We start from the raw sequence: 16,534 nt of genomic DNA on the forward strand, positions 1-16,534 counted from the left end.
GAATAAACTATTTTTCAATTTAAGGAAATGTGTGATTAAGTTAAGATATTACCTTTTTTGCATTGTTATATGATGGTATGCAACGAAAGGGAATTGGAAATTGGGAATGATCAGATCATTATTTATAATAATTTTATATGTTTCTCTTTTACGTACAGCAGGAGCTGAAGAGCCTATTTTCGTTGCACCTCATCGAGCTATTTATGATTTTCAGCTTGATAGTACTTCCAATGAAATGGCGATTTTAGGGATGTCTGGAAGAATGGTTTATGAACTCACGGGTTCAATATGCCAAGGTTACACGACACGTTTCCGTTTTATTAGTCGTATTTATATTGAAGATATGCCAGTACGTTTAACTGATCAACAGACGACCAGTTATGAAACAGGTGATAGTCGTACATTTCATTTTAATGTTACAGATCAAGTTGGACAAGATATTATGCATAATGCTGAGGGTTTTGCTGAACGTACTCAGGATGGTATTACAGTTAAATTAAAAAAACCACAAGAAAAAGAATATAAGCTTGCAATGGCTGAGTTTCCAATTTTACAATTGAAGAATATTATTCGGCATGCAAAAGCAGGTCGCCATTTTTATCATGCCACTGTATTTGATGGAACAAATAAAGCAGACAAAGTTATAAAAGAAAGTATAGTTATTGGGGAAAAAAAGATAGAAATACCCAATACCGAAATGAAAAAATTAGGTAAATTAGATGAAGAGGGATATTGGCCTGTCACGATTTCTTATTTTGATGATACTGAAAATAAAGATGGCTTACCTGTTTATCGTACTAGCTTTCTTTTATATGAAAATGGTGTTATGCGTGATCTTCATGTAGATTATGGAACTTTTGCAGTTCGTGCAAAATTGAATAGTCTTGAATTTCTTGATGTTGGAAAAAATCTTGATCAATGCGACATTAAATAATTTTCAGAAAATAGCTTGAAAAAGAATCAAATATTAGTATGTTCATTTCATTCCACACGCGGAGTTTGGGTGTTTGCGGTGAAAGCTTAGCAGATGTCCACCGGTAGTAGGTTTACCTGCTTTTTCCGCGGAGGTAAAACCGGAAAGGATAAATTATGGCATTACCAGATTTTACTATGCATCAGCTTTTAGAAGCAGGTGTACACTTTGGTCACCAGACTCATCGCTGGAATCCAAAGATGGCTCCTTATATTTATGGATATCGTAATAATATTCATATTATTGATCTTGCTCAAACTGTTCCACTTTTGCACCAAGCACTTAAGCTTATTTCAGATACAGTTGCGCGGGGTGGTCGTATTTTATTTGTGGGTACCAAGCGGCAAGCATCAGAAATTATTGCTGAAGCAGCGAATCGTTCTGCACAATATTATGTTAATGCACGTTGGCTTGGTGGTATGTTGACAAATTGGAAGACAATTTCCCATTCAATACATCGGTTGCGTAAACTTGACAAAATTCTTGCTACTGAAGCACAGGGATTTACCAAGAAAGAACGTTTAAATCTTGAACGTAGTCGTGAGAAGCTTAATCGTGCGCTTGGTGGTATTAAAGATATGGGATCTGTTCCAGATCTTATATTTATCATTGATACAAATAAAGAAAATATTGCTATTCAAGAAGCAAAACGCTTAGGTATTCCAGTTGTTGCTATTATTGATACAAACTGTGATCCTGATAGTATTGATCATCCAATTCCAGGTAATGATGATGCTTCTCGTGCGATTTCTCTTTATTGTGATCTTGTTGCTCGTGCAGCTCTTGATGGTATTGCTCGTCAAAAAGGTGCAATGGGCATCGATTTAGGAGCTCAAATTGATACACCTGTGGAGCCTATTTTAGAAAATACAGTTCCGGTTTCTGAGTAATAATTTTAAAATACCTGTTAAGGTACTTATTTTCTAAAGAAAAGATTATAGGCATGCAGGATTTTTTTGCATGCTTTTATTGTTACAGAACAGAGAGGCAAATATGAGTATTACTGCTGCACAAGTAAAAGAACTTCGAGAATTGTCGGGTGCTGGTATGATGGATTGTAAGGCAGCTTTGGCGGATACTAACGGTGATATGGAAGCTGCAGTTGATTGGCTTCGTAAAAAAGGGATAGCTAAAGCAGATAAAAAAGCTGGTCGTATGGCAGTTGAGGGGCTGATTGGAGCGTTATCAAGAGATTCAAGTGCGGTTTTGGTTGAGGTTAATTCTGAAACAGATTTTGTTGCACGTAACGATGTATTTCAGGATATTGTGCGCAATATAGCGATGGCTACTTTGGATACGCAAGGTAGTGTTGAATCTGTTTCTGCATCTTTTTATCCTGGTTCTGAAAAGACCGTAGAAGAGATACTTAAAGATACAATTGGTACAATTGGTGAAAATATAGCATTTCGTCGTTCTGCAAAATTATCTGTTGAGGATGGTGTAGTTGCTACTTATATACACAATAGTGTGGCTGAGGGTCTTGGCAAACTTGGTGTTTTAGTTGCTGTAGAAACTACAGGAAATAAGGAAGAAGCAGCTGCTTTTGGTCGGCAAGTTGCGATGCATATTGCTGCAACCAATCCGTTAGCGTTAACAGTAGAAGATGTGGATGCCGATACTACTGAGCGTGAAAAAGCAATTTTTTCAGATCAAGCACGTCAGTCTGGAAAGCCTGAAAATATCATTGAAAAAATGGTGGAAGGGCGCATGCGAAAGTTTTATGAAGAAGTTGTTTTATTGTCTCAGGCTTTTGTTATGAATCCTGATATTACTGTTGAAGCAGCTTTAAGGGATGCCGAAAAATCGATTGGTGCACCAGCAAAGATTACAGGTTTTATTCGTTTTGCACTTGGTGAAGGTATGAAAAAAGAGGAATCTGATTTTGCTGCAGAGGTTGCAGCTGCTGCAAAAGGTTAATTATTTTTTGTAAGTTTTTGATTAAAAATTAAAAATTTTACAACCAGTTGAAAATTACTGGTATGAAAAATATTAGTTATTTAGAGGGCGTCACGTGATAAAGTGGTGCCCTTAGTATTATCAAAAGTAAAAAGTAAATGTACTTTTTGGGAGATTATCAATGACATTAGCGCTTCAGTATAAACGTATTCTCTTAAAAGTTTCTGGTGAAGCTCTTATGGGAGGGCAAAGTTTTGGAATCGATGTTTCAGTTACAGATCGTATTGCTGCTGATATTGATGAAGTGCGAGAGATGGGTGTAGAAGTTGCTATTGTTATCGGTGGGGGTAATATTTTTCGTGGAGTTGCTGTTGCTTCGCGTGGTGGAGATCGTGTGACTGGTGATCATATGGGAATGCTTGCTACAGCTATTAATTCTTTAGCATTGCGAACATCATTGACAAAATTAGGAGTTGAAACAGTTGTATTATCTGCGATTGCTATGCCGCAAATTTGTGAAAGTTTTTCGCAGCGTAAAGCGATCAGTTATATGAATCAAGGGAAAGTTGTTATTTTTGCAGGCGGTACTGGTAATCCATTTTTTACTACTGATTCTGCTGCTACTTTACGTGCAGCAGAAATTGGTGCAGACGTTTTATTGAAAGGAACACAAGTAGATGGTATTTATTCTGCAGATCCAAAAATAGATCCTATGGCTAAGCGTTTTGATCAGTTAACACATGTCGAGATTTTGCAGCGGGGGTTGTCTGTTATGGATACAACAGCGATTGCTTTAGCACGTGAAAATAATGTACCGATTATCGTGTATTCTATTCATGAAAAAGGTGGTTTAGCCAAGGTATTGAATGGAACAGGAAAGTTTACAATAGTATCGGAATAAAGATAAGTTTCAAGGCGTAATAAAAGGAGACAGAAATATGAGTATTACATCGATTATGGATGATCTGAAACGTCGCATGGATGGTGCTATTTTGGCTTTTAAACATGAGTTAAGTGGTTTGAGAACTGGGCGAGCATCTACTAGCTTATTAGAGCCATTGACAGTTGAGGCTTATGGTTCTGTCGTGCATCTAAATCAGGTTGCAAATATTTCTGTTCCAGAACCACGGATGCTTTTAGTTTCTGTATGGGATAAAACGATGGTAAGTGCTGTAGAGCGTGCTATTCGCGATTCTAGCCTTGGTTTAAATCCTATCACTGATGGTATGAATTTACGTATTCCTTTACCTGAATTGAATGAAGAGCGCCGTAAAGAACTTGTAAAAATTGCGCATCAATATGCCGAGCAAGCTCGTATTGCTACTCGCCATGTTCGTAGGGATGGTATGGATAATCTAAAAAAATTAGAAAAAGAAGGTGAAATTGGTCAAGATGAGGCTCATGGTTTGTCCGAAAGAGTTCAAAAACTTACAGATGAAACTATTGCAGACATTGATAAGCTTTTAGCTATAAAAGAATCTGAAATTATTCATGTTTAAAACTGCTTTATTGTTAGAAAAACAGTATCACATCCGTCGTCTGATAGTTGTTATAATGAATTAAGAATAGGAGGTAGATGTGGTGAAGTATTAAGCAGTAATAAACGTATTGTTTTATATTGCATGCTATACAGGCAAGATTAATTTTGAATGGTTGATAGCTTTTGAGTTTTTATTTACAGATTTGATAAGGTTACTTGTTGAAAAAATTATTTAGCAAAATGATACACGTGATTTTTGTTTAACGTAGCATAGCTGGGTTCATGATATAAATATTCTCATGATTGATGTTTGATTCAGTATTTTATATCAGGTATTTAAGCAGGGGATATGATGAAAACAATAAAGAATAATGTCTTAATTTTGTTGTTGCTTTCAGTTATGAAAGATGCAATGAAAAGATTAAGTGACTATTTTTGTATAGATGATTTATGACTTTATCATTTCTGATTAAGTTACTGATAGTTTAGTAGAAAAATATTTTAATGTGCAATCAATATCAGATTCAAATTTCACCATTCTTATAGATAAAAAACAATAATTTGTTAATCTTTTATGGTAGATAGTATATTTAGAAATATGCTCTTGAATTAACATTGATGAGTAAGATCCTAAATTCATTATCAATAAATGTTTGTTTTGTAAACATTATTTTATTATATTGGTTACTTATGATAAATTTAAGCAAAATTTGCAAAAGTGTAAATATAAAAATGCTGTGTGGAAGAGTTTTTTGTTTACGTTAGCTTTGGAGTTTGTATTTTTTGTTTTTATTGTTTGGATATTGTTTTGTCTAATTTTGTTTCTCGTATTCTAACAGCTTTAATTTTGGGCATCATTTCTTTGGGTTTGACATGGGCTGGGGGATTTTTATTTCTTATATTTGTATGGGTAATAGGAAGTTTTATTCTTTATGAATGGATTAGTATTACCAAAGAAAAGTGGAGTAATTCACAGAAAATATTAGCTGGTATTTTTTATTCGATTTTTGGTATCTTTTTGGTATTGAATGTATCTGCTTCATTTATCTTTAGTATTTTGGCAGTTTTGGTGGCATTATTGGCTATTGGGTCTATTAAAAATATTGGTTGGGTTTGTTTTGGTTTCTTATATGCATCTTTTCCAGTTATAGCATTATCTTTTTTACGTGGTCATGAAACATTAGGGTTCTGGGCAGTTATATTTTTATTTACAGTAGTTTGGGGAACAGATATTGGTGGGTATTTTAGTGGACGCACATTTGGAGGTCCAAAATTAGCACCACGATTTTCTCCTAATAAGACATGGTCTGGAGCGATTGGTGGTACAGTTGCTGGAGCTACTGGTGGCATATTAATTGCTTTTTTGGTTTTTGACACGAATTTAGCAAATTTTTTTATACCATTGCTTGCGCTCATTTTATCAATTGTTTCGCAAATAAGTGATTTAGGGCAATCATGGTTTAAAAGGAAATTTTCTGTTAAAGATTCTAGTTCTTTATTGCCTGGACATGGTGGATTTATGGATCGTATGGATGGATTAGTAGGAGCTACTTTCCTTCTTTATTTAATTGGTTCATTTATGTCTGATATGGATACACCTTTTAATCTTTTTTGTATGGTTTAATTTGGAGAGGATATTTTGGAATTTTTTAATCATATAATTGCTATGGGTGATTTATTTTTGAGAGGTTTGAGTATTCTTTTTGTCACAATAGTTATCATTTTTGTACACGAAATAGGACATTATCTCATTGGGCGATGGTGTGGTATTAAGGCATCGGTTTTTTCGCTTGGGTTTGGACCACAAATAGTGAATTTTACAGACAAGCATGGAACACAATGGCGTTTAGCACTTATTCCATTAGGGGGGTATGTAAAATTCATTGAGGATGAAAATAGAGCTGATATGCCATCGTCTCAATTATCTTCGGTTGTTTATGGTTCATTTTCTGGTGCTCATGCGTGGAAAAAGGCAGCTACTGTTTTTGCAGGTCCTTTATTTAATGCTCTTTTTACAGTTATTATTTTGACGTTTTTTTTCTTGACTCATGGGCGTGTCACCATTGAACCTGTTGTTGGTTATTTGGTAAAAGATTCTCCTGCTGTTCAGGCTGGTTTAGCATTAGGTGATCGTTTTATTAAAATGGATGGTCGACAGATTAACAGTTTTGAGGATTTGATAAATTATGTCACTTTTCATGGTGGAGATCCTATAGAATTTAAGATGGATCGTATGGGGCAGTTATTTACGACAGTAATTACACCAACAGTGATTGAGCGAGATGATGGATTTGGTAATCGGGTTCGGAGCGGGATGATCGGTGTTGGTGCCCCTGTTGATCCAGATAATCCTACACATTTAGATCCAGCTTATAAAAAACATATTCATTATAATTTGGGAGAAGCTGTAAGAGAAGCATCAGAGCGTACAATATTTATTGTCACACAAACAGTTTTTTTTATTGGCCGTTTGATAAGTGGCAAAGAAGATCATTGTCGGTTAAGTGGTCCTTCTAAGACAGCTAAAATTGCTTGGAAAGTTAGTGAAACCGGTTTTATTTCTTTATTAAATTTTACGGCTTTTCTTTCGATTGGTATTGGACTTATAAATCTTTTTCCGATTCCACCGCTTGATGGTGGGCACTTTTTATTTTACGTTATTGAAGCTCTTATGGGTAAGCCAGTTTCAGCTAAAATTCGAGAAATTATTTTTTACTTAGGTTTTCTCATTGTTTTTCTATTTATGGTTTTTGCGTTCTTTAATGATTATTTTTGTTGGTTTATTTAATTAAATTATGGAAAACATTTTAGAAATTGGGTAATAGTAGGAAAATATAAGTTAAAATCCGTTTACCATGTCCACAAAATATTGTGGCATCATGCGCTATAATTAGTAATTAAAGGGTAGAAAGTTTTGCTGTGAATAAAAGGATTGTTATAGCAGTTAGCTTTTTGAGGCATCGTGTTCAGGGAATAAGATAAGGTAAAAAAGCCAATGATGACGAATTCAAAGTTTTTAAGTGCAGCATCCATGTTTGTGTTAACCATTGGGATGGTTGCTCCAACGACAGCTTTTATGTCAGTTTTCATGATTGAAGAAGTACAAGCATCTGTTATTCATTCTATTGAGGTTCGTGGGAATAAATTTGTAAGTGCTCAGGCAATTCAAGATAATATGAATATCAAAGCAGGAAGGAATATTTCTAGTAGCGATATCGATGCTGCAGTAAAACGTCTTTTTGGACTTGGTTTATTTTATGATGTTAAAATAAATCAAGTGGGTGATCAGCTGGTTGTGTTAGTTAAAGAATACGAAGTTGTCAATCAGATATTGTTTCAAGGAAATAAATCTCTTAAAGATCCTGATCTTAAACGATTTATTTCTTTAAAACCGAATGAACCTTTTAATTCTGTTAAGCTTTCAACCGATATAAATATAATTCGTGAGGCTTATAAAGCCGTTGGACGTAATAATGCTACTGTAACAGCTCAAACTATTGATTTAGGAAAAGGGCGTGTAAATATAGTTTTTAATGTTGTCGAAGGTCGAAAAACAAAGATTTATGATATTACTTTTAAAGGAAATAATGCTTTTGGCAGTCGTCGTTTACGTGATGTAATTTCAACTAAGTCTTCGGGGTTATTTTCATTATTGATGCAAGGTGATGTTTATAGTGAGGAGCGTTTGGCTATAGATAAAGAAGCTTTACGCCGCTTTTATTATAATCATGGTTATGCAGATTTCCGAGTTATTTCATCTAAAGCAACTTTTGATGAAGCGAGTAATGCATATAAAATTGATTTTGTTCTTGATGAGGGAGTGCGCTACACAATTGGCGATATTCAGGTTGAGAGCGATGTCGATGGGATTGATGTTCAGTCTATAAAAGAGGTGCTTAAAACTCGTTCAGGTGATGTTTATAGTGCAGAAAATGTTGAAAAGTCTGTTATAATTATAAATAACAAAGTTGCTAATTCAGGATATGCTTTTGCTAAAGTTGAACCACGAGGAAATCGTGATTTAGCAAATCATACAATTTCGATTTTATACAACATTGAACAAGGTCCGCGAGCTTATGTTCAGCGTATTGAAATACGCGGTAATGAAAAGACACGTGACTATATCATTCGTCGTGAAATTGATTTGAATGAGGGGGATGCGTATAATCAAACTTTAGTGCAGCGGGCAAAACGTCGGCTAGAAAGTTTGGGTTTTTTTAAAGCTGTTAATATTTCTATGATTCCAGCGGAGCAGTCTGATCAAGTTATTTTGGTTATAGATGTAGTAGAAGCTCCCACGGGAGATCTCTCTTTGTCTGGAGGGTATACGACAGGGGGTACGAGTCCTGGTGTATCACTTGAGGTATCTGTTACTGAGCGTAATCTTGGAGGACGTGGTCAGTATGTTCGTTTGAGTTTAGGTGCTGGGCAAGAAAAATCTCGTAATTACAATTTATCATTTGTTGATCCTTATTTCCTTGGTTATCGTTTATCTGCTGGTGTTGATGTTTTTCGCAGTACTTACAGGGCTGATAAAGCATATGATGTACGGCAAACAGGTGGATCGCTTCGATTTGCAGTGCCTATTAACGATCAATTATCTGCTAATTTATCTTATTCTTATGTGCAGGAGGAGTATGATTTTGGTGGGGATTATGATTTAACCAATGCAGCTGTTGTAAGAGAATTATATGAAAAATATTCTGGTGCGATTGTTCAAGCAGCAAAGCATAGTCCTTGGAGACGTTCTTCAGTGAGTTATGGTTTAACCTATAATTCTATCGACAATATGCAAAATCCTCATGATGGGCTATATGTGCGTATTCTTCAGGAATATGCTGGACTTGGTGGCAATGCAAAATTTTTAAAGACAACTGGTAAAGCAATGATGTACAAGACACTTTCTGATCGGATGGATCTTGTCAGTTTACTTTCTTTTGGTGGTGGTTATATTCATGAAATAGGCCAAGAAGGTGATGGTGTGCGTATTTTCGATATGTTTAAAATAGGTTCTGATGTGATTCGGGGATTTAGATATAACGGAATAGGACCACGTCAAATTTCTAATAAGGGTGAAGTGTATTTCTTAGGGGGTACAACATATATGAATGCAACTGCTGAAGTACAGTTTCCTATACCTGTTGTGCCTGAAGGATTAGGGTTCCGTGGTGCTTTATTTATGGATGTTGCAACACTCTATGGCAATAATTATAAACCGGTTGTTCAGGGTGAAGCACCGATTACAAATATTAAAAGCGCATGGCGTACATCTGCAGGTGCTAGTTTGATGTGGGAATCGCCATTTGGTCCGCTGCGTTTTGATTATGCTTGGCCAATAACTAAGCAGGATGGTGATCGTGTACAGAAATTTAACTTTGGTATTTCTACTAAGTTCTGATTTGGATTTTCTCTCCAAAAGGAAGAATTTTGAAGAGAATGGATTAGGCTAAGAGAGAAAGTGTTTTGATGGCGGATACATTTTTTTTTACGCCGTCTCGGCGATTAACAGTTGCTAATGTTGCGGAGTTAACAGGTGCAAAACTTCTTAATCCAGAGTTTTCTAATACGGTTATAAACACTCTTTCTTCATTGGAAAGTGCTAGGGAGGGTTCTCTTGTTTTTATCGAGCATAGAAAATTTTCTGATGCTTTATTAAGGAGTCCCGCTGTTGCTGTTTTTTGTACAAATGAGATCGTTTTTAAAGTTCCTGAATCTATGGCAATTTTAGTAACATCAACACCACAGCGTGATTTTGCCCAGGTTGGTCGTATCTTATTTCCTGATTCTGTAAAACCTATGCCTTGGTTTGGACGGAGAGAGATTTCGCCATATGCACACATTCATCCAAGTGCTAAGTTAGCACATGATGTATGTATTGAAGCAGGAGCTGTTATTGGTAGAAATGTTGAGATTGGTTCAGGGACTTTAATTTCATCAACTGCTGTTATTGGTGAGCATTGTCGTATTGGGTGTGAATGTTATATTGCTCCCAGAGTAACGATTCAATATTCTTTAATAGGTGATAAAGTTCATATTTATCCTGGTGCTTGTATTGGGCAAGATGGTTTTGGTTATGTTGGTGGTATTGCTGGAGTTGAAAAAATTCCACAACTTGGTCGTGTTATCATCAAAAATGGTGTAGAAATTGGTGCGAATACAACAATCGATCGTGGAACATTTGAGGATACCATTATTGGTGAAGGAAGCAAAATTGATAATTTAGTACAAATTGCCCACAATGTGAAAATTGGTCGCTATTGTCTCATTGCTGCTCAATGTGGAATAGCTGGGAGTACATCTATAGGTGATATGTCTCAGCTTGGTGGGAGCGTTGGAGTTGCAGACCATATCGTAATAGGTAAATGTGTTCAGATTGCTGCTGGTAGTGGTGTTATGAATGATATTCCAGATGGTGAGAAATGGGGAGGAAGCCCAGCGCAGCCATTTAAACAGTGGTTTCGTGAAGTAGCGGCGTTGCGTAATATTGGTAAGAGTAAAAGGGAGAAACGCTAATATGGTCAGCACTGAAGAAATTAAAAGTTTAGAGGCTATAGATATTGAGAAATTGCTGTCACTCTTACCACATCGGTATCCGTTTTTGTTGATTGATCGTATAATTGAAATTGATGGTGAGAAAAAAGCTGTTGGTATTAAAAATATAACAATTAATGAACCACATTTTACAGGACATTTTCCTGCAAAACCAGTCATGCCTGGAGTTTTAATTTTAGAAGCTATGGCACAAACAGCAGGAGCGATTTCGCTTTTAGGATTAAGCAATAAGAAAACAAATCTAGTTTATCTTATGACTGTTGATAATGCAAAATTCCGTAAACCGGTCGTACCTGGTGATCAGCTAAAGATTCATGTTCAGCTCTTAAAAAGGCGGTCTGATGTGAGACGTTTTTCGTGCGTTGCAGAAGTAGAGAATATCCGTGTTGCTGAAGCAGAAATTGCTGCGATGCTTATTGAAGCAGAATAAAACAATACAATAGGAATTTAAAAATGTCCGGTGTGAAAATCCATCCAACTGCTCTTGTAGAAAAAGGAGCGCAGCTTGGTGAGAATGTGTTAGTCGGGCCATTTTGCCATATTGATTCAGATGCCGTTATTGGTGATGGATGTAGTTTGATAAGCCATGTTGTGGTAATGGGGAAAACAACATTAGGAGCAAATAGTAAAGTATTTTCACATGCTGTTTTGGGTGCAGATCCACAAAATAATAAACATAAGGGAGGTTATACTACTCTTTCTATTGGTAAAAATTGTACGATTCGTGAAGGTGTGACAATGCATAGAGGATCTGATTCAAGTGCGGGAGTGACGATTGTTGGTGATGATTGCCAATTTTTTTGTTACGCACATGTTGCTCACGATTGTTATGTAGGAAATCATGTAGTATTTGCAAATAATGCAATGATAGCTGGTCATGTTACTGTTGGTGATTATGTTATTATTGGTGGTGGTTCTGCTGTTCATCAATTTGTTCGTATTGGTCACCATGCATTTATTGGTGGTGTATCCGCATTGGTAGGCGATTTAATTCCCTATGGAATGGCTGTTGGTGTGCAAGCAAAATTTGCTGGATTAAACATTACTGGTATGAAACGTGCAGGCTTTGATCGCAAGGATATTCATGCACTGCGTCATGCAGTTGATATGCTTTTTGACCGCAGTAAACCATTTAAAGAACGTGCAAACGATATTTCTTGTTGTTATTCTACTTCTCAATTTGTTCTTGATATAGTTGATTTTATTAAAGAAGAAGGAAAACGTGGTTATTGTACACCTAAATTTAAGGATAATAAAATAAAAGAAAATAAGGATTAGAAATGTCTGTTTCTAGTGACAGAAATTTTCTTTCCGGCCGAACTGCTATCATAGCAGGAAATGGTATTTTACCTATTATTGTTGCCCAAGCTCTTGAAAAACATGGAAAAAGTCCTTTCCTTGTGCTTTTACGTGATGAAGCAGATGCGGCGCTTCATCGCTATGATCATTGTGAGTTGGCAATTGTGGAATTAGCAAAGCTTATTAAAATCTTAAGAACAGCTGGAATTTGTAATGTCGTTTTAGCAGGTGGTGTAAAGAAACGGCCACTTCTTACACAATTAAGACCTGATTGGAGAACTTTGTCGGTTTTACCTAGGTTGCTTAGAGCTTTGAGAGGTGGGGATGATACGTTATTAAAAGCTTTTATACGGATTATTGAAGCACATGGTTTTTGTGTTGTTGGTGTTCATGAGATAGTACCAGATCTTTTAGCTCCCATGGTATTTGATTTAACATTACGGCGTGCTACTCAAAAAGAGAAAAATGATATTTTATTAGCAGCAAAAGCAGCAAAGCTTTTAGGTCGTTTGGATATTGGACAAGCAGCTATAGCTATAAATGGAAGGGTGATTGCAGTAGAGGGTGCAGAGGGAACTGATAATATGTTATTGCGAGTTTGTGAAATGCGAGAAAGAAAGCAAATTCCACCTAAAGGTGGTGTTCTTGTTAAATGTGCAAAACCACAACAAGATTGCCGAGTTGATTTGCCATCAATTGGTCCTACGACGTTAATAAATGTTGCAAAGAGTGGGTTATCTGGTGTTGCGGTAGAGGCAAATCAAAGTCTTATGTTATCCGTGAAAGAAATAATAGAAAAAGCTAATAAGTATTCACTATTTATAGAAACATTTGAAAAGTTCGATTATGAATAATTGTTTCTTAAAAATTGCTGTTGTTGCAGGTGAAGAATCTGCTGATTTTCTTGGGGCAGATCTGATTTCTTGTTTATCACAACAAATGGGATGCGATATTCATTTGATTGGCGTTGGTGGTAGGCACTTAAAGGTATTAGGTTTAAAAAGTATTTTTGATTCTAATGATATTGCTTTAATAGGCTTAGGAGCAGTATTAAAAAAACTACCATCATTGTTATTGCATATCCACAATTTATCCAAATTTCTCGCTCGAGAGAACCCCGATTGTTTGATTATCATTGATAGTCCTGATTTTACTCATCGTGTTGCAAAAAAAGTACGTGCTTTAGCACCTTCTATTCCCATTATAAAATATATTGCACCAACTGTTTGGGCATGGCGGCCGGAACGAGCTAGAACTATGTGTAAGTTTATTGATCATGTTTTAGCAATTTTTCCCTTTGAAGAAAAGATTATGAAAGATTTAGAGGGTCCTGCCACTACTTATGTTGGACATCGTCTTTTGACTTATCCTCCACTTTTGACTGTTCAATCAGAAAAAAAACGCTTATATGGAAAACAAGTATCATTATCTACGCTAGTTATTTTACCAGGATCTCGCAATTTAGAGATTCGCTGCTTAATGCCCGTTTTTAGAGAGACAGTAAAAATTCTTACAAAACGCATACCTAATTTACGTATTATTTTACCAACGTTACCGTATTTAGTGGATGAAATTCATTGTCTTCTAAAGGATTGGGAAAATAAAGTAGAAATTGTTGTTGGTGAAGATGCGAAATGGCGTGCTTTTGCAAATGCAGATGTTGCACTTGCTGCACTTGGGACAGTTTCACTTGAATTAGCATTAGCAAAAATTCCAATGATTCTTTGTTATAAACTTGATTATTTTTCTAAGTTATTTATTTTTCCTAAAATGATGCTATGGAGTGCTGCTCTTCCCAATATTATTTCTGATAAGCCTATTGTTCCAGAGTATTTTAATGAATTTTTACGACCAGGTATATTGGCAAGGCAGATAGAGCAACTTCTGCAAAATCCTTTATTACGACAGGCGCAACTTGATGCTTTCGAGATGGTCGAACAGAAAATGAAGACTAAAGTACCATCAGGGATCGTTGCTGCTCAAACAGTTATTACTCTTCTCAAAAATCGGAGTACTTAAAATTATTAAATAAAGTAGCATTGATAATTAATGTTTAATTTTAGCAAGAAAATTACGAGCACGTTGGCTTTTGGGGTTGGTAAAAAATTTATTAGATTCTGTGTCTTCAATAACTTTTCCATTTTCTAGAAAGATTATTCTTTTTGAAACTTGACGAGCAAAATCCATTTCATGAGTAACACAGAGCATCGTTATGCCTGTGTCTGCTAATTGAATCATAACTTCTAAAACTTCTCTGACACTTTCTGGATCAAGAGCTGATGTTGGCTCATCAAAAAGCATTACTTCAGGTTCCATGCAAAGTGCGCGTGCAATCGCAACGCGTTGTTGTTGCCCACCAGAGAGTTGTAAAGGATATTTTTCACAGTATTTTTCAATACCAACGTGCGTAAGATAACGAATTGCTCGCTCTTTCGCTTGTTGTTTAGAAAGCTTTTGAACAGTCATAGGTGCTAAGATACAATTTTGTATAACTGTCATGTGAGGAAATAAATTAAAATGCTGAAAAACCATGCCTATTTTACGTAAAATACTTTTTTGTTGGTGCACGGGAGCAGTATGAATATCCATATTATGGATACAGATTGAACCTTGCTGTGCTTTTTCTAATTGATTAATACAACGAATAAGAGTTGATTTTCCTGATCCAGAAGGCCCACAAATAACAATACGCTCACCAGCTTTGATATCTAAATTAATATCATGCAATACTTGGAAATTTCCATACCATTTATTTAAATTTCGAATAGAGATTACTGGGATTTTAGCAGTATGACTAATCTTATTATTTTCTAAATTCATCTTTTTGTATTCTTTCATTGATGAATAAATTGATTAATTTAACATTTTGGTTTGGTAAAGGTTTTTTGTAATCATTTTTGTTTACTGTAAATACCGAGTTAGCCGACGTTCAACAAGAACAATAAAACGATGAATGATTTCAACAACAAGAAGATAAATAAGAGCAGCCCAAACATAAACTTGAAAATCAAATGTGCGTGAATAAGTTAATTTAGCAACTCCCATTAAATCATAAACAGTGATGAGTGAGGCAATGGCGCTAGATTTAATCATTAAGATTAATTCATTTCCTAAAGGGCGTAATGCTACAATCATTGCTTGCGGAAAAATAATTCTAAAAAATGTTACAGAGTTACTTAGTCCCAAAGCTTTTGATGCTTCACGTTGTCCAGCTGTGACTGACAAAAAACTTCCTCTAAAAATTTCAGCCTGATAAGCAGCAGAATTAAGAGCAAAAATGAAAAGACAGCAATACCATGCGCTTTGAAAAAACCACCATAGGCCAACTTGCTTCCAAAAATCACTCATTGATCCAAGACCGTAGTAAAAAAGAAATAGTTGAGCCAATAAGGGAGATCCACGGAAAAAATACACATAAGCATGCGCAAAATATTGCATAAGCTTATTGTTTGATAAACATGCAAACGCAATAAGTATGCCAAGAAAAAAACCAATAGAACAAGCGATAAAAACAAGTTCAAAAGTAACAATTAATCCATCAATAAATTTTAGTCCATGACGGCTTAAGAGAGCAGGATTGAAGAGAAAATAAAGCCATTCAGGAATCATCTAGATTAATACCTCTTTATATCCTGCTTGAATACGTGTTTCCAAATGGTGTAGGATTGTGGAAAAAAATGCTGAAAATAATAAATAGAGTGAGCATGCTACAAAATAAAATAACATAGGCTCACTAGTAGCTGCTACTGCTAAATTAGTTTGTCGCATAAGGTCGACAAGCGAAATAGTTGAAACAAGGGATGTATCTTTAAGCAAAGTGAGCCAATTATTAGAAAGTCCTGGTAAAGCGTTCCGCATTAGTTGAGGAAAGACAATACGAAAAAATGTAGTTGAGCGTGAAAGTCCTAGAGTTTTAGCTGCTTCATATTGACCTTTGTCAAAAACATTAAATGCTCCAAGCCAAACTTCACAAGAAAAGGCCGCAAGAACCATGCTAAGAGCAAGAACACCAGCAATAAAAGCGTTTATACTGAATACTATTTCAATATTAAAATAATCAAAAACAGTTTGAATGATATTTTGTAAGCCATAGTAAACTAAAAATAAAGTCAAAAGCTCTGGTAGGCTACGGAATATTGATGAAAAGAGAGAAGCTATAGCTTTAGCTATCTTGATATTAGATCGAATCATCAACGCACTTAGAAGGCCTAGAGGAAATCCTAAGATACCACAACACAAAGCTAATGATAATGTCATTCCAGCACTAGAAAGTATAACCATACCCCATCCACCATTGCTAAACGATAGCAATGCTAAACTTTCAGCCATTTTTA

16 protein-coding genes are annotated in these 16,534 nt (G+C 35.6%); 13 read left to right on the top strand and 3 right to left on the bottom strand.

Annotation, left to right across the window (positions count from 1 at the left end; all coding sequences use genetic code 11):
• The first annotated feature begins 106 nt into the window (after positions 1-106).
• The 13 genes from V4P56_RS01635 to lpxB all read left to right on the top strand — a co-directional run bounded on the left by V4P56_RS01635 (position 107) and on the right by lpxB (position 14,219).
• Positions 107-934 carry a cell envelope integrity EipB family protein gene (locus tag V4P56_RS01635; RefSeq protein WP_455482353.1) on the top strand — a complete coding sequence of 276 codons (828 nt, stop codon included), beginning with the start codon at positions 107-109 and terminating at the stop codon, positions 932-934.
• Positions 935-1,089: 155 nt separating this feature from the next.
• Positions 1,090-1,863, top strand: coding sequence for a 30S ribosomal protein S2 (gene rpsB / locus V4P56_RS01640; protein ID WP_455482354.1), 774 nt, complete (start codon positions 1,090-1,092; stop codon positions 1,861-1,863).
• Positions 1,864-1,966: 103 nt separating this feature from the next.
• Positions 1,967-2,890, top strand: coding sequence for a translation elongation factor Ts (gene tsf, locus V4P56_RS01645; protein WP_455482355.1), 924 nt, complete (start codon positions 1,967-1,969; stop codon positions 2,888-2,890).
• A gap of 160 nt (positions 2,891-3,050) precedes the next feature.
• Positions 3,051-3,770, top strand: a complete 720-nt coding sequence (pyrH, locus tag V4P56_RS01650; RefSeq protein ID WP_455482356.1) for a UMP kinase — start codon at positions 3,051-3,053, stop codon at positions 3,768-3,770.
• Between the two features lie 37 nt (positions 3,771-3,807).
• A complete protein-coding gene (gene frr, locus V4P56_RS01655; RefSeq protein ID WP_455482357.1) occupies positions 3,808-4,368 on the top strand; it encodes a ribosome recycling factor in 561 nt (186 codons plus the stop codon).
• A 789-nt stretch (positions 4,369-5,157) separates the two neighbouring features.
• Positions 5,158-5,973 (top strand): phosphatidate cytidylyltransferase, encoded by an 816-nt coding sequence (locus tag V4P56_RS01660; protein WP_455482358.1) that lies wholly within the window; start codon positions 5,158-5,160, stop codon positions 5,971-5,973.
• Positions 5,974-5,988: 15 nt separating this feature from the next.
• Positions 5,989-7,137: an RIP metalloprotease RseP gene (rseP, locus tag V4P56_RS01665; RefSeq protein ID WP_455482359.1), complete on the top strand. Its 1,149-nt coding sequence runs from the start codon at positions 5,989-5,991 to the stop codon at positions 7,135-7,137.
• Positions 7,138-7,344: 207 nt separating this feature from the next.
• The gene (gene bamA, locus V4P56_RS01670) at positions 7,345-9,747 is read left to right on the top strand and encodes an outer membrane protein assembly factor BamA (protein WP_455482360.1); all 2,403 of its coding nucleotides are present in this window, start codon (positions 7,345-7,347) and stop codon (positions 9,745-9,747) included.
• 68 nt (positions 9,748-9,815) lie between these two features.
• The gene (lpxD, locus tag V4P56_RS01675; protein WP_455482361.1) at positions 9,816-10,862 is read left to right on the top strand and encodes a UDP-3-O-(3-hydroxymyristoyl)glucosamine N-acyltransferase; all 1,047 of its coding nucleotides are present in this window, start codon (positions 9,816-9,818) and stop codon (positions 10,860-10,862) included.
• A 1-nt stretch (position 10,863) separates the two neighbouring features.
• Positions 10,864-11,331, top strand: coding sequence for a 3-hydroxyacyl-ACP dehydratase FabZ (gene fabZ / locus V4P56_RS01680; protein ID WP_455482362.1), 468 nt, complete (start codon positions 10,864-10,866; stop codon positions 11,329-11,331).
• 23 nt (positions 11,332-11,354) lie between these two features.
• The gene (lpxA, locus tag V4P56_RS01685) at positions 11,355-12,179 is read left to right on the top strand and encodes an acyl-ACP--UDP-N-acetylglucosamine O-acyltransferase (protein WP_455482363.1); all 825 of its coding nucleotides are present in this window, start codon (positions 11,355-11,357) and stop codon (positions 12,177-12,179) included.
• A 2-nt stretch (positions 12,180-12,181) separates the two neighbouring features.
• Entirely contained in the window at positions 12,182-13,054 is an 873-nt protein-coding gene (locus tag V4P56_RS01690; protein WP_455482364.1) for an LpxI family protein, read from the top strand.
• Positions 13,047-14,219, top strand: a complete 1,173-nt coding sequence (lpxB, locus tag V4P56_RS01695) for a lipid-A-disaccharide synthase (RefSeq protein WP_455482365.1) — start codon at positions 13,047-13,049, stop codon at positions 14,217-14,219. The genes V4P56_RS01690 and lpxB overlap by 8 nt, the downstream gene beginning before the upstream one ends.
• Before the next feature lie 27 nt (positions 14,220-14,246).
• Here the strand turns inward: lpxB and V4P56_RS01700 are convergent, their stop codons facing one another.
• The 3 genes from V4P56_RS01700 to V4P56_RS01710 all read right to left on the bottom strand — a co-directional run bounded on the left by V4P56_RS01700 (position 14,247) and on the right by V4P56_RS01710 (position 16,529).
• Positions 14,247-15,020, bottom strand: a complete 774-nt coding sequence (locus tag V4P56_RS01700; protein ID WP_455482366.1) for an amino acid ABC transporter ATP-binding protein — start codon at positions 15,018-15,020, stop codon at positions 14,247-14,249.
• 81 nt (positions 15,021-15,101) lie between these two features.
• Positions 15,102-15,809 (bottom strand): ABC transporter permease, encoded by a 708-nt coding sequence (locus tag V4P56_RS01705; RefSeq protein WP_455482367.1) that lies wholly within the window; start codon positions 15,807-15,809, stop codon positions 15,102-15,104.
• Positions 15,810-16,529 carry an ABC transporter permease gene (locus tag V4P56_RS01710; protein ID WP_455482368.1) on the bottom strand — a complete coding sequence of 240 codons (720 nt, stop codon included), beginning with the start codon at positions 16,527-16,529 and terminating at the stop codon, positions 15,810-15,812.
• Positions 16,530-16,534: the final 5 nt, after the last annotated feature.

The sequence above is a fragment of the Bartonella sp. B35(2025) genome, from assembly GCF_053794465.1.

What these genes read in the sequence shown, in the direction of transcription:
- lpxA (WP_455482363.1), top strand. Translation starts at nt 11,355, where the DNA reads ATGTCCGGTGTGAAAATCCATCCAACTGCTCTTGTAGAAAAAGGAGCG.
- lpxD (WP_455482361.1), top strand. Translation starts at nt 9,816, where the DNA reads ATGGCGGATACATTTTTTTTTACGCCGTCTCGGCGATTAACAGTTGCT.
- fabZ (WP_455482362.1), top strand. Translation starts at nt 10,864, where the DNA reads ATGGTCAGCACTGAAGAAATTAAAAGTTTAGAGGCTATAGATATTGAG.
- V4P56_RS01635 (WP_455482353.1), top strand. Translation starts at nt 107, where the DNA reads ATGATCAGATCATTATTTATAATAATTTTATATGTTTCTCTTTTACGT.
- V4P56_RS01690 (WP_455482364.1), top strand. Translation starts at nt 12,182, where the DNA reads ATGTCTGTTTCTAGTGACAGAAATTTTCTTTCCGGCCGAACTGCTATC.
- frr (WP_455482357.1), top strand. Translation starts at nt 3,808, where the DNA reads ATGAGTATTACATCGATTATGGATGATCTGAAACGTCGCATGGATGGT.
- pyrH (WP_455482356.1), top strand. Translation starts at nt 3,051, where the DNA reads ATGACATTAGCGCTTCAGTATAAACGTATTCTCTTAAAAGTTTCTGGT.
- lpxB (WP_455482365.1), top strand. Translation starts at nt 13,047, where the DNA reads ATGAATAATTGTTTCTTAAAAATTGCTGTTGTTGCAGGTGAAGAATCT.
- bamA (WP_455482360.1), top strand. Translation starts at nt 7,345, where the DNA reads ATGATGACGAATTCAAAGTTTTTAAGTGCAGCATCCATGTTTGTGTTA.
- V4P56_RS01700 (WP_455482366.1), bottom strand. Translation starts at nt 15,020, where the DNA reads ATGAATTTAGAAAATAATAAGATTAGTCATACTGCTAAAATCCCAGTA.
- V4P56_RS01710 (WP_455482368.1), bottom strand. Translation starts at nt 16,529, where the DNA reads ATGGCTGAAAGTTTAGCATTGCTATCGTTTAGCAATGGTGGATGGGGT.
- tsf (WP_455482355.1), top strand. Translation starts at nt 1,967, where the DNA reads ATGAGTATTACTGCTGCACAAGTAAAAGAACTTCGAGAATTGTCGGGT.
- rpsB (WP_455482354.1), top strand. Translation starts at nt 1,090, where the DNA reads ATGGCATTACCAGATTTTACTATGCATCAGCTTTTAGAAGCAGGTGTA.
- V4P56_RS01705 (WP_455482367.1), bottom strand. Translation starts at nt 15,809, where the DNA reads ATGATTCCTGAATGGCTTTATTTTCTCTTCAATCCTGCTCTCTTAAGC.